This is a genomic window from Wolbachia endosymbiont (group A) of Chalcis sispes, from assembly GCF_964026765.1.
GTDB lineage: Bacteria > Pseudomonadota > Alphaproteobacteria > Rickettsiales > Anaplasmataceae > Wolbachia > Wolbachia pipientis.
In genome coordinates this window covers 97,361-114,767 of sequence record NZ_OZ034697.1, presented here as the reverse complement: position 1 = coordinate 114,767, position 17,407 = coordinate 97,361, and the positions used below count along the sequence as shown (strand labels likewise).

Sequence of the window (17,407 nt, the reverse complement as noted above, 5' to 3'; positions counted from 1 at the left end):
GCATTTGTTGTGCAAATTACCTTTGCAAACAAATGTTCGTACAGCTGTGTGTCACACACTTTGCTTCAATATTTGCACATTAGCCACTCCCTTGAACAGATACGATAAATTAGCTTTAGGTAAGCTATAAGCTTTTATGAAATCTTTGGGTGCGTGCTGTGAAGTTTTATAAATTTTAGTCTTGCTGTCACTTTGTATAAAGGTATTTTTTCACTCACATCTTTCGAAGTTGTAGCCATGTTTAACAACTTTAAGTAGAATATTGTAGCATTTTGAAAATCTGAAAGTTTATCTAGAATAACAGCTAAATTATAAGTATAAAAAATATTGTTTTCATCGAGGGAAATAGCAGTTATCATATACTCTTTACCTTTTACATAATCCTCCTTTTTCATATAGATCAGACCTAAATTTGCTAATAAAGGAGCATAATTTTTATGTATATCATACAATTTTAACATTTCACTCAACGCCAGATCAGGATCATATTGTGAGATTATCGTCAGAAAATTTTTTAATATGTAAGGGTTACTAGGGTGTTCTTTTAACAGTCTTGTGTAAATCTCTACAGCTTTTTTGTATTCTTTATTAGCGTAATAAATATTTCCCAATCCAATTAAAGCATTTTTATGATAAGGAAACTTTGCAATGATCTGATTAAGGAGAGAAATAGCTGTTTCATTATCTCCTAACTCAAAGGAATCTTTTGCTTTTTTTAAAGTAGAGTATATGTCAAAACTCTTGCCAGAATTCTGCGCAATTTTGATATTAAATTTATCACTTTTTCTCTCAATAACATCAAGATCTTTATATTTTTTATCAGCTTTTATATGCTTGACAACACTATCAAAGGCCTTCTGTATCTCCAAATTTTCACTAGCATAGGTAACAGAAGACCTCCATAAAATCACAACACAAATTAACATGCAGATAAACATAGGTCCTAGTGTTGTGGCATTGGCTGCAGCGTGTAACCAGTAAACCTTATTTCTTTGAGCTATGCGTAACACATTACAAATTCATAAATGCTAAATTACCTATCTCATACAACAATAAAGATATTATTAATTAGCGATGCTGCGTAGAATGCACTTATCTTTTGTCTTCCATATTTCGCTTCATTAGACTTCTTGCATAATCCAAACTTAAGTAGAAAAAAGGCAAATAGTTCTAAGTTTACCTACACCGTCATTCAAGTAGCCCCTCCCTGCCATCTAAGTAGCCTTCTTCTCCTGTCATTCCAGTAGCATCCTTTTTTTGTCATCCGAGTAGCTGACACTGGGATGACACCCTACTTAACCGTCATACTGCCGCGGTATCTCAGCCGCTAACAAGTGGCAACTGTTCTCCCTCGTCATACCGCCGCGGTATCTCATCCACTAACAAGAGATCCCGCTAACACGTAGCGGGATGACAGCAATCCTACGTCATACCGCGATTCATTCGCGGTATCTCTTAGAACCTGTTTAAAATCTCGGAGAGATGAGGTAAAATAGTGGTAGATTAAGAATGAGGTATATCTATGCGTAAAAATTATCCAAGTGATATAAGTCGAGAGCAATTTGAAAAAATCAGACCAATACTAGAGAGTAGCAGGAAGAAAACGAGACCAAGAAAACTTGATTTGTATGATGTATTTCGTACAGTGTTATACGTCCTAAAAAGTGGTTGCCAGTGGAGAATGTTGCCAAAAGATTTTCCAAGGTGGGAAAGCGTATATTACTATTTTCAAATGTGGAATAAAAAGAATGGAGAAGAACCAAGTTTGTTGGAATTAGTTTTAAAAAAAATTGGTTGGAGAGATCCGTATCAACAATGGTCGGAAAGAGAAAACTAGCTTCTGTATAATTGATGCTCAAAGTGTTAAAAACACAGATACTGCTGAAAAAAAGGGCTATGATGCAGGTAAAAAGATTTCAGGCATAAAGCGTCATATTGCAGTTGATACTCAAGGTCTACCACATGCAATTTATGTAACAACAGCAGAAGTAACTGATCGTAGTAGCGCTGTAAGAATGGTTGAAAATGCTAAAGATACCCTTTCTGAAGTCAAAAATATATTGGTTGATGCAGGCTACACAGGAAAAATTTTTGCAACCCAAATAAAAGATATTATTGGTGCAACTGTTGAGGTAATAAAGCGCAGTGAATTACATTCTTTTGTTGTATTGCCAAAGAGATGGGTTGTTGAGCGTTCTTTTGCTTGGTTAGAAAAGTGTAGACGGCTATGGAAAAATTGCGAACGTAAACTCAATACCAGCTTGCAAATGATTGTCCTTTCCTTCATTTCTCTCCTATTACGAAGATTTTAAACAGGTTCTTACAGCTTGGAATATAGGTGAACAAACGTTGGCGGCAGAGCAATTACCCGAAGTTATCACTCAAATGCGTTTATTAAATCAAGAGAAATTATTATTTATCTATGATCGTCTTCAGTAAAATTCATTCAGCAGCATTATGATTTGGAAGTAGATTTTATTTTTCGCTTGCAAAAAAGAAATTATAGTAAGCTATGGGAACGCTGGCGAATTAGATTTTGATTTTATATTAGAAAATGAAAAGCTAAAAAATAAAATGAAAGGACAGAAAGTAAGAGTTATAGTGCTGACATTAGCTAACTGAGAAACAGAGTTTTTGACCGAGACTTTGGAGCAAAGCTTATGTGTTAAGGTGACACATAGAGGAGTGCTATAAACGACTCAAAGTAGGAGCAGAGTTAGAGAATTTTTCTGGAGAGGCTGTATTACAAGAATTTTGGGCAAACTTGGTCATGTGCAATATATTATCGCTTCATATGTGTGATGCACAAGGGCCCTGGAACCCAGATCAAATTACTGAGTATCGTTTAAATTTTTCAGTTTTATTTGGTGTAATGAGGCAGAAACTCTATCAGGTACTTATTGCGCCAAAAAACTTTCAAGCCCTTTTTAAGTATACGCGCTAAAGTTAAAATCCGACCGGGACAGCCGCAATAAAGTAGATAAGCCTAAACGCCATCATGTCTTTAGGAGAGTTTGCTAATGAAAGTTCTTAAGTTGACGTCATTGACTGTTCCGATTCGTTATATGACATAAGAGCATCATATATTTCATGCAATGTATTTGAGATGTTTTTTTCCATATGTTGATTAATATGCCCATATATTGTCGTCTCTTCCGAACACTCTGTATCTTTATGTATATGATTTTGTTGCTTTAATTCTTCTCTATCTACACTCTCTATTTGCTCTGACACTAGCATAACTACCTCATATTTTACATAACGAAATAAAAAAATTCTAACTGTAGTATGCTTATATAATCTACGAAGTCAATAGTTAAATTGAAAAGTTTCGGTTATAATTTACTTCATATAGAACATGCCCTTGAATTATGCTAAAAATCGCCATAGTAGGCCTACCAAATGCTGGAAAATCGACCCTATTCAACAGATTAGTAGGAAGAAAAGCAGCAGTAGTGAGTAACATTCCAGGAGTGACAAGGGATAGGCGAGAGGGAATGGGGAGAATTAGCGATTTGGAGTTTAAAGTTATAGATACAGGAGGATGGAACGACCAAACTAGTTTTTCACTGCAAGTTATTGAGCAAATAGAGTTTTCTTTATCCAGTTCAAACATAATTTTCTTTCTTGTTGACGCAAAAGTGCAAAATGAGCGAAATAAAGAGTTTGCAAAGTGGCTGAAGAGAAAAATAAATAAACCTGTGATACTGATAGCAAATAAATGCGAGAGTCATAAATCCGAAAATGTTGATTATTTGCAGTTTTTTGATTTTCTTGGCCCGGTGTATATCTCTGCCGAGCATAATCTTGGCATGGTTGATCTTTATGATGCATTAGCTGGTGTTATTGAAAATTTTAACGAGAACACTGAGTTACCTAACAATGAACTGAGTAGGCTGAGGATCGCGATCATCGGCCGTCCGAATGTTGGAAAATCAACTTTTTTAAATGGTTTACTTGCAGAAAACAGACTAATAACAAGTTCAGAGCCAGGTACCACACGTGATTCTGTGGATATTACATATGATCATGATGGAGAGTTAATTACTCTAATTGACACTGCCGGAATCCGCAGAAAGGCGAATGTTGTAGATGGCTTAGAATCAAGATTTGTTGAGAAAAGCATGGAATCAATCAAGCGCTCTCATGTGGTAGTTTTAATGCTAGACTCCCTAGTTGGTATTGAGCAGCAGGATTTATCAATTGGTGAAGCTGCAATTAAGGGAGGGAAAGGGATTATTGTTGTTTTAAATAAGTGGGATTTAATAGGTAAGGATGACAGAAGCAGGTTAATAAAATTTGTCAAACAACAGGAAGTAACCAGGTTATTCTTGGAAGTGCCAACTATAACAATTTCTGCGTTAAAAGGCATGCGCTGCGGTGATGTGATAGATAAGTGTCTTGAAGTGAGTGAATCCTTGAACAAGAAGATCAGCACTGCAAAACTGAATAAGTGGCTCATAGATGCTGTAGGAAAACATTCTCACCCTCTTGTAAAAGGCAAAGCAGTTAAAATGAAGTATATCGCTCAAATTGGTACTAAACCTCCAGCTTTTTCTTTGATATGTAACATACCTGAAAGTGTTGATGAAAGTTACAAACGCTATTTAATTAACGATCTCAGAAAAAATTTCTTTGCAGACGGTGTGCCAGTTAGATTGCTTTTGAAAAAAAATAAAAATCCCTATGTAAAATGAATACTCTGCTTTATACTTTCAGGGATAATTTACTTAAAGTTATGTGTAATAATTCCAGAATTCCTGCAATCTTTCTGCTGTCGAGTGCCGCTGCTCTAATTTTTGCATATGTGCTAGAATATTTTTTCAACATGCTGCCATGCAAGTTATGTACATACGAGCGAATAGTTTACTATATCGCCGGATTACTTGCAGTAGCGTGCATGCTTAAAGACAACAAAATTCTAATCTATGCAATGTTTTGCAGCTACCTCATAGGTGCAGTAATATCTTTTTATCATATAGGTCTTGAACTCCACTTATTTCATGATGTTTTAGGTTGTACAGAGCAAGCAAGTGGTAACGTTAGTATAGAAGAGCTCAGAAATAATCTACTAAATCCTAATTACTCTCCATCTTGTGACAGACCTCATTACGTTCTAGGTGTTTCCTTAGCAACATGGAATCTAATTTATCTCATAGTAGCTCTGTTCGTATCAGGTAAGGTGTATTGTGGAGAAAGAAAGAAATCTAAATAATTTAAGGTACAGCAACAATCAGTTCTTGCAACAGGCAATTAGAGTAGATCACGCTGGAGAATATGGAGCTATTTGCATTTATTCTGGTCAAAAATTTATTCTTAAGAAATCTTCTATAATCAATGAAATAATTGAAATGGAAGAGCAGGAAAAAAAGCATTTTCACTATTTTAATGAGAAAATCAAAGAGCAAAAAGTTCGTCCTACTGTTTTGTTGCCTGTTTGGCGTGTTTTAGGAGTGTCGCTTGGCGTTGCAACTGCCATTATGGGCAAAAAAGCTGCTATGGCTTGCACTGCTGCAGTTGAAGAAGTTATCGGGGAGCACTACAAAGAGCAAGTTTCACATTTAGAAGATGGGGAATTAAGAGAAACTATAAGTAAATTTCGCGACGAGGAGTTAGAGCACAAAGATATTGCAATTCAGCACAATGCTGAAAGCGCATTTGGCTACAACATTTTATCATCATTCATAAAAACAGGCTGCAAAACTGCTATTTACTTGTCTAAGTTAATTTAACTAAGCAGCTTTCTTAAAGTGTTTTAAATGTTCTGATAACAACAGAAACCAGGAAGGAATTCAAGTGTAACAATTATTTTATAACTATATTTACATATCACCATTATTAATAAATAATTAGTATTTGTAAATTAAATACATCTAAAGTATAGACTGCAAAGGAGGCAAAAGTGCGTTTTAATTTAGAAGAGGGAAATGCTCTTATGTAATACCTGCCACAGGTTCACAACTGTACGAACATTCATTTTTGAAGGTAAATTGCACAGCAAATGGTGTCATTCCAGTCTGGAATCCAGAAATTTTGCTTATAACTGAGCTGATAAGCTAAAGGTAATTGTCTTACACTAAAACAAACGTTTTTAATTAAGTTGCATAGAACCAGTGTCTGGGCACTGGGATGACACCCCACTGGTGGTCCAAACTACAACGTTCGTACAGTTGTGGATTCCAGACTGGGATGACACCCTACTGATGGGCCCAAATCACAATGTTCGTACAGTTGTGGGTCAGGCTATAGGATGACAGAAGTTGACTTTATTAGCTATAGGTGGTATGACACTTAGTCAATTTAAGTAAGCAGATGATCTTAGCTACAAAAGTATTTTTTACCTCATTTGTTTTTGGGTTTATTCTTTTTCCCTATTTTATAAAGCTTCTAAAAAAAATAAGCAAAGATGGGCAACCAATTAGATCATGTGGACCAGAAAGTCATTTAATAACAAAAAAGAATGTACCACCTATGGGCGGAATAATAATACTGATTTCTTCTTTATTACCAATTTTACTCTGGGCTCAGTTAACACCAGAAATTTTGCTGCTGATATTGATAACTCTATTTTTTGCTCTACTTGGATTTATTGATGATTATTTAAAATTGAAGACAAATCACTATCGAGGTTTAAGTGCAAAAACCAAAATACTTATTCAGTTTATTGTTGCTCTGGTTGGTGTGTTTATACTTAAGCTATACTCTGCTGAATGTTTTACAAAAACGTCCCTATTTAAAGGAGTAATAATAGATTTTGGCTATCTATATGTTCCGTTTGCTGCGTTTGTAATTGTCGGCTCTTCTAATGCTGTGAATCTCACAGATGGTTTGGATGGCCTTGCTGCAACTCAAGTTATCACTTCCTTTGCTTTTTTGGGGCTAATTGCATATATAACTCAGGCAGATATGAATATTACTTTATTCTGCATTGCATTTATAGGAGCTATTCTAAGTTTCTTGTGGTTTAACACACATCCAGCAAAAATATTTATGGGTGATGTTGGTAGCTTGTCGGTAGGTGCGGCTTTAGGGTTAACTAGTGTCCTAATTAAAAGAGAAATGCTTTTTGCCATTATTGGAATAATCTTTGTAATAGAGACTCTATCTGTTATTATTCAGATATCATATTTTAAATATACAAAGTTTAAATATGGAGAAGGAAAAAGAGTTTTTCTTATGGCACCAATACATCATCACTTTGAGAAGAAGGGATGGTCAGAAAATGCAATCGTTATGAAATTTTGGATAATTTCTATTATCTGTTCAGTTTTTACTATAACTTTCTTATTATAAAAACCTATGAAATACCCAGACTTTACATTAGAAAATAAATTATCAGGAGTGATAGCAGGAGTGGATGAAGTTGGAAGAGGTCCGCTAGCTGGTCCAGTAATATCCGCAGCCGTAGTGTTTATTGATAGAAATACAATTATTGATGGAATCAACGACTCGAAAAAGTTGACTCCTCAATGTAGGCAAGTCCTATATGAAAAAATAATATCCGTTGCAAAATTTGGTATAGGAATGGCAAGCGTAGAAGAAATAAATTCATACAATATCTTGCAAGCAACAAAACTTTCAATGAAACGTGCGTTGATAGACTTGGACCTAGAATTAGATTATGTGCTAGTTGATGGTAATCAACCACCTGAAGTGAAATGGCAAGTGAAATCCATAGTAAATGGTGATAATTTGAGTACATCAATTGCAGCAGCTTCAATCGTTGCAAAAGTTACGAGAGATCGGCTTATGCAAGAATTGCACAATAAGCATCCTGAATATAATTGGTATAAAAATAAAGGATATGGGACAAAAGAGCACCTTAACGCTATTGGCCTTTATGGAATTACAGAACATCATAGAAAAAATTTTGCACCCATATCTCGGGCATTATAGCCTTTACCCTTTTTTGAAAGGTATGGTTTCATTAAATAGGCAAACTGTACTCGATCCATTCCTTAAGGTAAACACTGAACTTACCCTTTCGATTATCAGGTAGTTATCAACTGTACGGAAATTTACTAAAGACTCATATCCTGCAGAATCAACCATAAAAACTGCCGGAAAATCAGAGTTTATTTTATTGAATTGTAGATATGTAAATTTTCCGTCATCAAAAACCTTAATTGGTATTATTGACTGACTACCTTTGACGTGCGAGATGGAATAATTAAAATTTAATCCCTTCTTTACAACTTCAATATCATTGATATCAGGAATAATGGTATGACTAGCTTGTTCGAAGATATCACCGTTATTTGTTGTGTAAATCTCATCACTGCTAAATAGTGGATAAAGAAACCTTACTTCATATGCTAATCTTGGATCATCTAGTCCAGTTGCTTCTTCAGCATGAAGTTCAAAGTAATAAACTCTTTTATTGGTAATTATAGTTGCATTAGTATCAGCAATATCATCTATGGGCTTAATAAACAATCTGTTACCTTGAGGAAGAAGTTGCCAACCAGTTGAATCACCCATTGAAAGGTTTTGTATTATCTCCCCTGGTTCAAACAATATACTGGACTGATAACCATAAAAACCCGTATACTTATGTATAGCCTGTGGGTTATAATTTATTACCTTTATGTGATTATCTCCAGCTATTGAACGTGGCTCCTGTTTTGCAAGTGCATCACTACCACAGAGGAACAATAGTACGGCAAACAGTAAACCAATCATAATATCAAAATGAATTAATCTTCATTTTATCATTAATAGACATGCACTGCAACTGTTAAGGCACTTTCTATACTATAAACCCCAAAGCAAGCGGTAGAAAAGGCAAGAAATAAGGCAAACTCCTTAAATACTTTAGAACTACAGGAGGCTTCACCTGAACGGGTACACTTGGAATCCTGCCATTTTCACTTCGTAAACATACCAAGAATTCTGTCCATTATTCCACCCATGTTTGCTTCAGCTTGAGTATACTCTATTTTACCACCATGCAAGATTAGTTTAATATCTGATCCAGGTGATATATTAACAAATTTACTGCCAACAACTCCACTGCTAGTGATCAGAGCTGAACTATCAATTGGCAATTTTATGTCTTTGCTTATACACATATCGATTCGTGCTACGTAGGTAGCTTTGTCAAGTGATACACCAGTTATGCTTCCAACATCTACACCAGAGATCTTGACACTATCACCAACTCCTATACCGTTAGCGTTAGCAAAAAGACCATATATTTTATAGCAATCCTTATAGTTTTTCTTTATGTAAGATAGCTTATCAATAGCAAAGAAAATCAGAAAAATAGTAAAAATTAATACAAATAATCCAGCGGTTATTTCAAGTATATTTGACCTTCGCATCTTTAGTTATCAGGACTCCAGCTTTTATAGTAATTTTTCACTTTTTGGTTTGGATGGTATGCATCTTTTGTACCCGTTAAATTAGGAGTATGTTTTACTTTTCTTTTTTTATTATTAACTGGTACTACATTATCAGTATAGTGAAGCCATATATGCCATTCCGGAGGCACTGTTGTAGGCTCAGAAACACTGCTATACATAACCCACCTTTTTCCTTTACTTGATTCATAGTAAGAATTTCCATTTTCATCTCTTCCTACAAATTTATCTTCTCTTCGTAATAGGCGTTTTATTGCATTACAAATTTTAGATAACATAAGGGTATTAAAACAAAAAGTATTATATATACTAATACTTTAACGATATATTAACAACAATTTAATGCAATTACCAATCTTACAAGTTATTATCCCAATAATTGCATCAATGTTTTGCTTTCTTGCCAAGAAACACAAGGTATCTTGGTTTATTTCTTTTATTGCAACAACAATCACTCTTACCATTTCATCAATACTACTCATTAAAACATATAAAGGTGAAATTATAACTTATCACCTTGGAAATTGGGCTCCTCCGTATGGAATAGAGTTAAGAATCGACGTGTTAAATTCCTTAATTCTAACCCTAGTGAATTTTATAGCGCTGATTAGTGTGCTTTATAGCTTTTATATTAACGAAAAAGAGATTAGCAAAAACAAAATCACTGGTTTTTACTCTCTATTTCTACTGTGCTTAAGCGGACTGCTCGGGATTCTAGTAACAAACGACATATTTAACCTTTACGTTTTCTTGGAAATTTCATCTCTTTCTTCTTATGTATTAGTTTCAATGGGAAGGGATAAAAAAGCCTTGGTTGCAGCATTTGAATATCTAATTAGTGGAACAATAGGTGCAACATTTTATTTATTTGGCATCGGGCTCTTGTATTCAATGACTGGAACGCTCAATATGTCTGACATGGCTGAAAGAATAGTTCCATTATACGATAACAACATCATAAAACTTGGCACGTTGTTCATTTTTGTTGGTCTCTCAATCAAAATGGCACTGTTTCCATTAAGCAGGTGGCTGGTTAATGCATATAGTGAGGCGCCAAGTTTCATTAGCATATTCTTTTCAGGCACAGTGACAAAAGTGATGATATATGTTTTCATCAGAATCTTTTATACTGTTTTTCATCAAAATTTTTTCTTGTTTAAGCCGCTACTGGACAATGTGATAATTATCCTCGCACTTTGCGCTATTGTATTTGGGTCGATATTTGCAATAACCGCAAAAGACATAAAAAGACTGCTTGCTCACTCTAGTATTAGCCAAATTGGTTATATAATTTTAGCACTGAGTTTTAACTCAAAAACAGGTGTATTTGCAGCAATTCTTCACATAGTAAACCACAGCATAATAAAAACATCTTTATTTATGGCTGCAGGATGTATTTCTTACAAATTTGATACAACAAAAATAGAGAATTTATCGGGACTCAAGAAATCAATGCCTTATACAGCACTTGCGTTCACTCTACTCAGTTTAGCATTAATCGGTGTGCCTTTAACAAATGGCTTTGTAAGCAAGTGGTATATAATGAAAGCAATTATCGAATCTCGCGCGTGGATTTCCCTGATAGCTTTTGCTGCCGGTTCTTTTCTTGCACTAATATACATGTGGAAGATGGTAGAGAAAATGTATTTTGAAAATGATGCAACGTCACGCACTAGAATGACACTAGGCAAAATTAATGATGTGCCATTTCCTATGCTTTTCTGTCTATTGTTTATGGCAGCTTTAACAGTAGTAACTGGAATATATAGCACTCCAATTCGGTTAGTAGTTGAGAAGTTGGTTTTTTGATTTTTATCTTTGTTTCATATTTTACTATACTTTAAGGTTATAAGGTCTTTATTGTGGGTAGGCTGAAGAAGATTCATTGGTTATTAGTCATTAACGTGATAGCGCTGTTTTGCGTTGGCATTGTTGTTCAATACTCTTCTGCTGGAGGAAAGTGGGTGCCATTTGCGATTCACCAACTGGTCATATTTTCCTTCTTTTTCCTACTCGCTATAGCTATGTCATTCATAGAGCTAGATTTTTATTTGAAGTACGCCTACTTTTTTTATATAGCAGCAGCGATTTCACTATTAGCAGTAAATTTTTTTGGCTCACACATAATGGGTGCAACAAGGTGGATAAGAATTGGATCAATTAGTTTGCAGCCATCAGAATTTGCAAAAGTAGGCTTAATACTTGCGCTTGCTCGCTATTTTGATAAGCAGAGTGTATATAAAATGATGGAATTTAAAAGATTGCTTAAGGCACTTATAATTATTTTCTTACCCGTGTTCTTGGTGTTAAAGCAACCTAATTTAGGCACAGCTATGATAATGTTATTTATAGGGATATCAATTATATTCACAACAATAATAAAAAGATCTCATTCAGTAATATGTGGAACTCTTGGCATTTTTGCAGTACCGGCTATTTGGCCTTTTTTACGTCCTTATCACAAGCAAAGGATATTGTCATTTTTGGATTCATCAGTGGATCCACTTGGAATAGGTTATAATGCGCAGCAATCTCAAATAGCTATTGGTTCAGGAGGTTTGCTTGGTAAGGGCTTTGTTAACGGAAGTCAAACTCAACTTGGATTTTTGCCGGAGAAACGTACAGATTTTGCTTTTGCAGTGCTGAGTGAGGAATGGGGCTTTTTAGGTAGCATGGCTTTAATTTTGCTTTATACCTCATTACTTGGAGTAATTTTCTCTATCGCTTATAGGTCGAAAAATTATTTTTCTAAGTCGGTATCTATCGGCATTTTCGCCTTTTTTAGCGCTCATTTTTTTGTAAACATTGGAATGTCAATAGGCCTCTTGCCTGTGATAGGCGATCCACTGCCATTTCTTTCCTATGGAGGAAGTACAACTGCTGCAAGCTTGATATGCATAGGATTATTGCTGGCAATAAAAGCAGATGAACAACAAAATGCTTGTATTTTACCTATGCTAAAGTAAAATTAAACTTTACTTAATAGTTTTTATGCTAGATGAAATGCGTGAGGAATGTGGGGTATTTGGCATAAGTTGCAACCAAAGTGCTGCTTTTAACTCTATACTTGCTCTCCACGCTTTGCAGCATAGAGGTCAAGAGTCTTTTGGCGTAGTAACCAGTAACAACGATAAGCTGCACTCTTATCACTTTCAAGGTCAAGTGAGCAGCGTATTTGATGATATAGATGAAATAAAGAAATCCTTACCTGGGGATTGTGCAATAGGTCATGTTCGATACTCAACAAGTGGTAGTAAATTTGGAGTGCAGCCCATGTTTGGCAAAAGTGGCAAATTTGGGGATTTTGCCATAGCACATAATGGTAATTTAATTAATATTTCTCCGATACGCAAACAATTAATTAAACAAGAGTGCGTTTTTCAGTCAGATATTGATACAGAAGTAGTAGTGCATCTGACAGCAAGCGGTGAAAAAGATAGCTTCTTAGAGAGTTTTATATATGCATTAAAGCAAATACAAGGTGCTTATTCTTTTGTGGCAATCAATCAAGAAGTAGTTATTGGAGTACGTGATCCGTCTGGAATCAGGCCTCTTGTTTTAGGAAAGTTAAACGGTTCTTACGTTCTTGCATCTGAAACTTGTGCTCTTGATATAATAAATGCAGAGTTTGTTAGAGAAATAGAACCAGGCGAATTAGTTACCATCAGTTCGGGTAGTAAGCTAGCCTCAATGTTTCCTTTCCCACAGCAAAAATCAAGTTTTTGTATTTTTGAATACGTTTATTTTTCAAGACCAGACAGCATAATGGAGAATAGGTCTATATACGATACAAGAAAAGAAATAGGAAGAATACTTGCAGAAGAGAGCCCACCAAAAAACAATGTAGATATGGTTGTACCAATACCTGATTCTGGAATACCTGCAGCTATTGGATATGCAAAGCATTCAGGATTACCTATGGAACTGGGAATAATTCGTAATCATTACATAGGAAGAACTTTTATACAACCAACCGCTGAAGTACGTAAAGTTAGAATAAAATTAAAATTCAATGCTAATAAGCACACTTTGAAAGGTAAAAACATAATTTTAATAGATGATAGTATAGTGCGTGGTAGTACGTTAACAAATATAATAGTTATGCTAAAGGATGCAGGAGTAAAAGAGATTCACCTCAAAATTTCAAGCCCACCAATTAAGCATTCTTGTTTTTATGGAATAGATACGCCAGAGTGCAAAGATTTAATTGCTGCAAATAAATCTGTAGAGGAAATTAAGGAAGTTATAGGAGTAGATAGCCTAGCCTTCTTGAGTATTGATGGACTATATCAGGCTGTTAAAGCAGAAAAGCGTAACAATGCTACGCCACAATATTGTGATGCTTGTTTCACTGGTGATTATCCGATTGGCAAATAGTCTACGCAAGATCTTAAGTTTAGAAAATCTTAAACCGCCAAAATTTCTCTTGGCCTTTACTAATTCCGATTCTCGGAGTGCAAATATAATCTGGTTTGAGGTGAGATTCATAAACACAAAATTCGTGGCTTATAGTAAGGTCCTGTTTGTTATGTTCTTTTGTAATATTTAATCTTTTGCACAATATTCCTGGTCCACCTAAATTTGCTTCAAGTGGTTCAATAAGCTTTAATCCCCGTATTAACACTGCTGCTGGGAACCCTTCTGTTTCTGTTACAATATTTAAACAGTAATACATTCCATATATAAAATACACGTATGAAAACCCCGGCATACCAAACATTACTGAGGTTCGGTTAGTATAGCCTCTTGCCGCGTGACAAGCTGGGTCATTCATTCCTATATAGGCTTCAACTTCGGTTATTATTCCACTAAAGTTAGAAAATTTGAGGACTTTTCCCAATAACTCTCCAGCTACAGTTAAGGTCGGCCGCTCGTAGAAATTTCTTGGCAGTATTGTGCTACCCATTTTTTATTTTTGTTCTGAGGTTCTATATAGAGTTCAGTTTAAGAATTTCTGGATCCCAGTGTCAAGCACTGGGATGACAAGAAGGGGAGCTACTTGAATGACAAGAAAATGGTACTGGCATAATAAGAAAGAAACATTGAGATGGTGAAAGAAAGAATATACGCGAGCAGCACCCATAGGGTAGCGCGTGACGCTGGAATGGCTTTGTTGCATAGCAACTGAAAAAATCTGGTGGCTACTGACAAAATTCATTATAAAATAGCCATTTAACCTTGAAAGAAAAAATATGCCACAAAAAATGAGGGTCAGTAACCATAGCGAATATAACAAATTTCTAGAAAAAAGAGGAAATATTTTTCATTATATCAACGAAGCCATAGAAAAGTGGTACGAGAATGGTCCAAAAATACCAGGTGGCAACAATATTTATAGCGATAAAGTTGTAATTTTGGTGCACATAATAACTTGTTTATTTAGAATAGGCCTGAGGCAAACAGTTGGGTTTATAGCAGGATACCTTGAGCAAATTGGGAAAAATTTGCAAGTTATCAGCTATTCACAATCATCAAGAAGGTTTAAGAAACTTAATATTAAGATCAATGATTGCAGAATTGATAAAAATAATATGGAAGATATCGAAATTGCTATAGACAGTACAGGAATTAGTATATACAACAACACTCCTGGTCATAGCAAGGAAAATAGCGAAGATAGAAAGTATCGCAGCTATGAACAGACAAGAAAATTGCATGTAATGTTGAATACAAACAGCAAAAAAGCCATAGCTGTAAAATACAGTAATGGTGTCTACTCTGATCACTATGGAGCTTGTGATTTGCTAAAAGAAGTCGATTTTCAGTATGTCATAAAAGTACTATATGCAGATAGGGCATATGATAGAGAAAAGCTCTATAAGCTGTGTAATCAATATGGTATAAAAACGAAAATTCCTCCGAAAAACAACGCAGCAGAGCATCCAAAATTGGATTATATGCTTGATAGAAATGCCGCTATTCAGTTAATGAAATTACATGGTGAGAATGGTATAAAAAGATGGAAAGAAGAAGTAAATTACGGAAAAAGATCGTATATTGAAGGATTTTTCTCAAGGTTGAAGCGAATATTTGGGTTTAGTTTTAGGAGCAAATCTGAGATTAATCGTGAGAAGGAACTACTTGTTAAATGCTATTTGCTCAATAAGTTCACTGATATTGGTATGGCTAAATTTGAGATAGCTTCATAAATTTATTGTGCGTTACCTACTATCCGAAGAGCGATGCAACAAAGCCCGCTGGAATCCAGTTTTTTCCTATTACCACAAACCGTAGCTTCATTAGTTAGAATAGCATAACTAGCGAGTACGAAATGGAGAAGTTTTAATTTGAACTACAGTTTCAGTGCTATTTAACATATATGCCTTCATACGCAAAAATGCCAGTATATGATATTATGCCAATCAATATATAATTGAATTATGGTAGAAAAGCTCTCTAATATTAAAGGCTCAAATACTCCTTTGCTTGGTCAGTTAAAACGCGCCCTCTTGGTGTGCGCTTTACAAAACTAATTTTGATTAAATAAGGTTCTACTGTTTCTTCAATATTGCCAACATCTTCGGATAGCGCAATAGATATGGTGTCAATTCCAACAGGGCCTGAAGTGTTGAATAAAAATCTTAGATAATTCATATCAAGTTTATTGAGTCCCATTTTATCTACACCCAATTTTAGTAATACAGAATCAGCGACTTCATAAGTAATTTTTTTATCATCTTTCACTTCAACAAAATCCCTTATTCTTCTGAGTAACCTCAAAGCAATTCTTGGAGTGCCGCGCGCACGGCAGGCAATTTCCCGTGCTGCATCCTCTTCAATTTCAGCAGAAAGAACTCTTGCACCTCTTTTTATAATATTAACCAGCTCCTCAAAGGAATAAAACTCAAGATGCAAAGGAATGCCAAAACGATCTCTGAGTGGCGCAGAAAGTAATCCAAGCCGTGTTGTTGCTCCAATTAGCGTAAATGGTGGTAGATCTATCCTTAAAGTGCGAGTAGATGGGCCTTCACCTACTAATATGTCCAGGCAGAAATCTTCCATAGCAGTATATAAAACTTCTTCAATGCTGCGATTTAATCTATGAATTTCGTCGATAAATAGAACATCTTTTGCATTTAAAGTGGTAAGCACTGCGGCCAAATCTCCAGCTTTACTAAGTAAAGGACCAGAAGTTGCGCGAAAGCTAACTCTTAATTCTTTAGAAACAATTTGTGCTAAAGTTGTTTTGCCAAGCCCTGGAGGACCATATAATAAAACGTGATCTAAAGCTTCAGTTCTCGTCTGTGCAGCGTTTATAAACACTTTTAAATTTTGTATTAAGTCTTTTTGCCCGACAAAATCATCAAGTTGCTCAGGCCTGATGTTAATATTGCGCACATCTTCAGTATATTCTTTACCGCACGATATTGATTTCATAATGTTAAGAGCTCCTTAAGCGCTATGCGAATAATATCCTTAGTGTCCAGATTTGACGATTCGTCTTGTATTTTCTTTATCGTATCATAAGCTTTCATTTTTTCATATCCAAGATTGATCAATGCTGAAAGGGCATCTTCATTAATTGGATGAAAATTATTGTTATTTATTTCTAGTTTACTTACTTTGCCACTCAATTCAGTGATGATTCGATTTATGAGTTTCAGGCCAAGTCCGCTCATCTTGAGTGCTACTTTATCTTCATTCATAATTGCCAAAAATAGCTGTTCTGGAGTTAATTTGCCCAAAATTGACATTGCAGTTTTATAGCTAACGCCGCTTACTTTGACAAGCAACCTCAAGCACTGCTGTTCTTCTTCGCTTATAAAACCATATAGCTGAGCGACATTTTCTCTGTTATTTGCATAGGTTTCGATAAGTAATTTGATTCTACTTCCAATTGCACAAGCACTTAAAGTTTTGGCTGAAAGATACACCATATAGCCAACATCATTCACATTCAGGATTATGTGATCACTGCGCACTTCATCAACTATTCCGCTTAGATTTCCTATCATTTTTAACACTATATAGAGTTCAGTTTAAATACTCCCGGATCTTAGGTCAAGCAAACGAACATTATAACAGGGAAACGTGGCTAAAAAACC

Annotated in this window: 18 protein-coding genes and 1 pseudogene; 11 read left to right on the top strand and 8 right to left on the bottom strand. The window is 35.2% G+C overall.

Annotated features, from left to right (window positions below; genetic code table 11):
- Positions 1–134: 134 nt before the first annotated feature.
- Positions 135–1,010 carry a tetratricopeptide repeat protein gene (locus tag AAGD72_RS00585; protein WP_341814873.1) on the bottom strand — a complete coding sequence of 292 codons (876 nt, stop codon included), beginning with the start codon at positions 1,008–1,010 and terminating at the stop codon, positions 135–137.
- A gap of 512 nt (positions 1,011–1,522) precedes the next feature.
- Between AAGD72_RS00585 and AAGD72_RS00580 the strand changes: the two genes are divergently transcribed.
- A protein-coding gene (locus AAGD72_RS00580; RefSeq protein WP_341814578.1) for an IS5 family transposase occupies positions 1,523–2,312 on the top strand; the annotation gives its coding sequence in 2 pieces (ribosomal slippage) (positions 1,523–1,783 and positions 1,785–2,312; 789 coding nt in all).
- Between the two features lie 7 nt (positions 2,313–2,319).
- A pseudogene (locus AAGD72_RS00575) lies at positions 2,320–3,021 on the top strand (IS4 family transposase); the annotation flags it as partial.
- Between the two features lie 9 nt (positions 3,022–3,030).
- Here AAGD72_RS00575 and AAGD72_RS00570 read toward each other — a convergent pair.
- Complete coding sequence (locus tag AAGD72_RS00570) at positions 3,031–3,240, bottom strand: hypothetical protein (RefSeq protein ID WP_015589377.1); 210 nt, start codon at positions 3,238–3,240, stop codon at positions 3,031–3,033.
- 131 nt (positions 3,241–3,371) lie between these two features.
- On the opposite strand from AAGD72_RS00570, the gene der reads away from it, so the two are divergent.
- The 5 genes from der (at position 3,372) to AAGD72_RS00545 (ending at position 7,896) form a co-directional block, all read left to right on the top strand.
- Complete coding sequence (der, locus tag AAGD72_RS00565; protein ID WP_012673406.1) at positions 3,372–4,697, top strand: ribosome biogenesis GTPase Der; 1,326 nt, start codon at positions 3,372–3,374, stop codon at positions 4,695–4,697.
- Complete coding sequence (locus tag AAGD72_RS00560; RefSeq protein WP_015589379.1) at positions 4,694–5,215, top strand: disulfide bond formation protein B; 522 nt, start codon at positions 4,694–4,696, stop codon at positions 5,213–5,215. The genes der and AAGD72_RS00560 overlap by 4 nt, the downstream gene beginning before the upstream one ends.
- Positions 5,190–5,732, top strand: coding sequence for a demethoxyubiquinone hydroxylase family protein (locus AAGD72_RS00555; protein ID WP_006279362.1), 543 nt, complete (start codon positions 5,190–5,192; stop codon positions 5,730–5,732). The genes AAGD72_RS00560 and AAGD72_RS00555 overlap by 26 nt, the downstream gene beginning before the upstream one ends.
- Positions 5,733–6,312: 580 nt before the next feature.
- Positions 6,313–7,293 (top strand): phospho-N-acetylmuramoyl-pentapeptide-transferase, encoded by a 981-nt coding sequence (mraY, locus tag AAGD72_RS00550; protein WP_151807633.1) that lies wholly within the window; start codon positions 6,313–6,315, stop codon positions 7,291–7,293.
- Between the two features lie 6 nt (positions 7,294–7,299).
- Positions 7,300–7,896: a ribonuclease HII gene (locus AAGD72_RS00545; protein ID WP_015589381.1), complete on the top strand. Its 597-nt coding sequence runs from the start codon at positions 7,300–7,302 to the stop codon at positions 7,894–7,896.
- Positions 7,897–7,899: 3 nt separating this feature from the next.
- On the opposite strand, the gene virB9 is transcribed toward AAGD72_RS00545, so the two are convergent.
- The 3 genes from virB9 to AAGD72_RS00530 form a co-directional block, all read right to left on the bottom strand.
- The gene (gene virB9 / locus AAGD72_RS00540; RefSeq protein ID WP_015589382.1) at positions 7,900–8,682 is read right to left on the bottom strand and encodes a P-type conjugative transfer protein VirB9; all 783 of its coding nucleotides are present in this window, start codon (positions 8,680–8,682) and stop codon (positions 7,900–7,902) included.
- Positions 8,683–8,867: 185 nt separating this feature from the next.
- On the bottom strand, positions 8,868–9,323 hold the full coding sequence (gene mlaD, locus AAGD72_RS00535) for an outer membrane lipid asymmetry maintenance protein MlaD (RefSeq protein ID WP_007548591.1): 456 nt from the start codon (positions 9,321–9,323) through the stop codon (positions 8,868–8,870).
- Positions 9,324–9,325: 2 nt separating this feature from the next.
- Positions 9,326–9,640 carry an NADH-ubiquinone oxidoreductase subunit NDUFA12 family protein gene (locus tag AAGD72_RS00530; RefSeq protein ID WP_341814872.1) on the bottom strand — a complete coding sequence of 105 codons (315 nt, stop codon included), beginning with the start codon at positions 9,638–9,640 and terminating at the stop codon, positions 9,326–9,328.
- Between the two features lie 64 nt (positions 9,641–9,704).
- Here AAGD72_RS00530 and AAGD72_RS00525 point away from each other — a divergent pair, with 64 nt between their 5' ends.
- Genes AAGD72_RS00525 through purF form a run of 3 tightly spaced genes read left to right on the top strand, consistent with a single transcriptional unit; the run spans position 9,705 to position 13,739 of the window.
- Positions 9,705–11,171 (top strand): proton-conducting transporter membrane subunit, encoded by a 1,467-nt coding sequence (locus AAGD72_RS00525; RefSeq protein ID WP_341814871.1) that lies wholly within the window; start codon positions 9,705–9,707, stop codon positions 11,169–11,171.
- A 53-nt stretch (positions 11,172–11,224) separates the two neighbouring features.
- On the top strand, positions 11,225–12,328 hold the full coding sequence (rodA, locus tag AAGD72_RS00520) for a rod shape-determining protein RodA (protein WP_341814870.1): 1,104 nt from the start codon (positions 11,225–11,227) through the stop codon (positions 12,326–12,328).
- A gap of 25 nt (positions 12,329–12,353) precedes the next feature.
- Positions 12,354–13,739: an amidophosphoribosyltransferase gene (gene purF, locus AAGD72_RS00515; protein WP_341814869.1), complete on the top strand. Its 1,386-nt coding sequence runs from the start codon at positions 12,354–12,356 to the stop codon at positions 13,737–13,739.
- 19 nt (positions 13,740–13,758) lie between these two features.
- Here purF and AAGD72_RS00510 read toward each other — a convergent pair whose 3' ends face one another.
- On the bottom strand, positions 13,759–14,268 hold the full coding sequence (locus AAGD72_RS00510; RefSeq protein WP_155969260.1) for a DNA-3-methyladenine glycosylase: 510 nt from the start codon (positions 14,266–14,268) through the stop codon (positions 13,759–13,761).
- 286 nt (positions 14,269–14,554) lie between these two features.
- Here AAGD72_RS00510 and AAGD72_RS00505 point away from each other — a divergent pair, with 286 nt between their 5' ends.
- Entirely contained in the window at positions 14,555–15,511 is a 957-nt protein-coding gene (locus AAGD72_RS00505; protein ID WP_341814569.1) for an IS5 family transposase, read from the top strand.
- 253 nt (positions 15,512–15,764) lie between these two features.
- Here the strand turns inward: AAGD72_RS00505 and ruvB are convergent, their stop codons facing one another.
- A complete protein-coding gene (gene ruvB, locus AAGD72_RS00500) occupies positions 15,765–16,739 on the bottom strand; it encodes a Holliday junction branch migration DNA helicase RuvB (protein ID WP_007548585.1) in 975 nt (324 codons plus the stop codon).
- The gene (gene ruvA / locus AAGD72_RS00495; protein ID WP_341814868.1) at positions 16,736–17,317 is read right to left on the bottom strand and encodes a Holliday junction branch migration protein RuvA; all 582 of its coding nucleotides are present in this window, start codon (positions 17,315–17,317) and stop codon (positions 16,736–16,738) included. Before ruvA ends, ruvB begins: the two co-directional genes overlap by 4 nt.
- Between the last annotated feature and the right edge of the window lie 90 nt (positions 17,318–17,407).

What these genes read in the sequence shown, in the direction of transcription:
- AAGD72_RS00570 (WP_015589377.1), bottom strand. Translation starts at nt 3,240, where the DNA reads ATGCTAGTGTCAGAGCAAATAGAGAGTGTAGATAGAGAAGAATTAAAG.
- der (WP_012673406.1), top strand. Translation starts at nt 3,372, where the DNA reads ATGCTAAAAATCGCCATAGTAGGCCTACCAAATGCTGGAAAATCGACC.
- AAGD72_RS00560 (WP_015589379.1), top strand. Translation starts at nt 4,694, where the DNA reads ATGAATACTCTGCTTTATACTTTCAGGGATAATTTACTTAAAGTTATG.
- mraY (WP_151807633.1), top strand. Translation starts at nt 6,313, where the DNA reads ATGATCTTAGCTACAAAAGTATTTTTTACCTCATTTGTTTTTGGGTTT.
- AAGD72_RS00545 (WP_015589381.1), top strand. Translation starts at nt 7,300, where the DNA reads ATGAAATACCCAGACTTTACATTAGAAAATAAATTATCAGGAGTGATA.
- virB9 (WP_015589382.1), bottom strand. Translation starts at nt 8,682, where the DNA reads ATGATTGGTTTACTGTTTGCCGTACTATTGTTCCTCTGTGGTAGTGAT.
- mlaD (WP_007548591.1), bottom strand. Translation starts at nt 9,323, where the DNA reads ATGCGAAGGTCAAATATACTTGAAATAACCGCTGGATTATTTGTATTA.
- AAGD72_RS00530 (WP_341814872.1), bottom strand. Translation starts at nt 9,640, where the DNA reads ATGTTATCTAAAATTTGTAATGCAATAAAACGCCTATTACGAAGAGAA.
- AAGD72_RS00525 (WP_341814871.1), top strand. Translation starts at nt 9,705, where the DNA reads ATGCAATTACCAATCTTACAAGTTATTATCCCAATAATTGCATCAATG.
- purF (WP_341814869.1), top strand. Translation starts at nt 12,354, where the DNA reads ATGCTAGATGAAATGCGTGAGGAATGTGGGGTATTTGGCATAAGTTGC.
- AAGD72_RS00510 (WP_155969260.1), bottom strand. Translation starts at nt 14,268, where the DNA reads ATGGGTAGCACAATACTGCCAAGAAATTTCTACGAGCGGCCGACCTTA.
- AAGD72_RS00505 (WP_341814569.1), top strand. Translation starts at nt 14,555, where the DNA reads ATGCCACAAAAAATGAGGGTCAGTAACCATAGCGAATATAACAAATTT.
- ruvB (WP_007548585.1), bottom strand. Translation starts at nt 16,739, where the DNA reads ATGAAATCAATATCGTGCGGTAAAGAATATACTGAAGATGTGCGCAAT.
- ruvA (WP_341814868.1), bottom strand. Translation starts at nt 17,317, where the DNA reads ATGATAGGAAATCTAAGCGGAATAGTTGATGAAGTGCGCAGTGATCAC.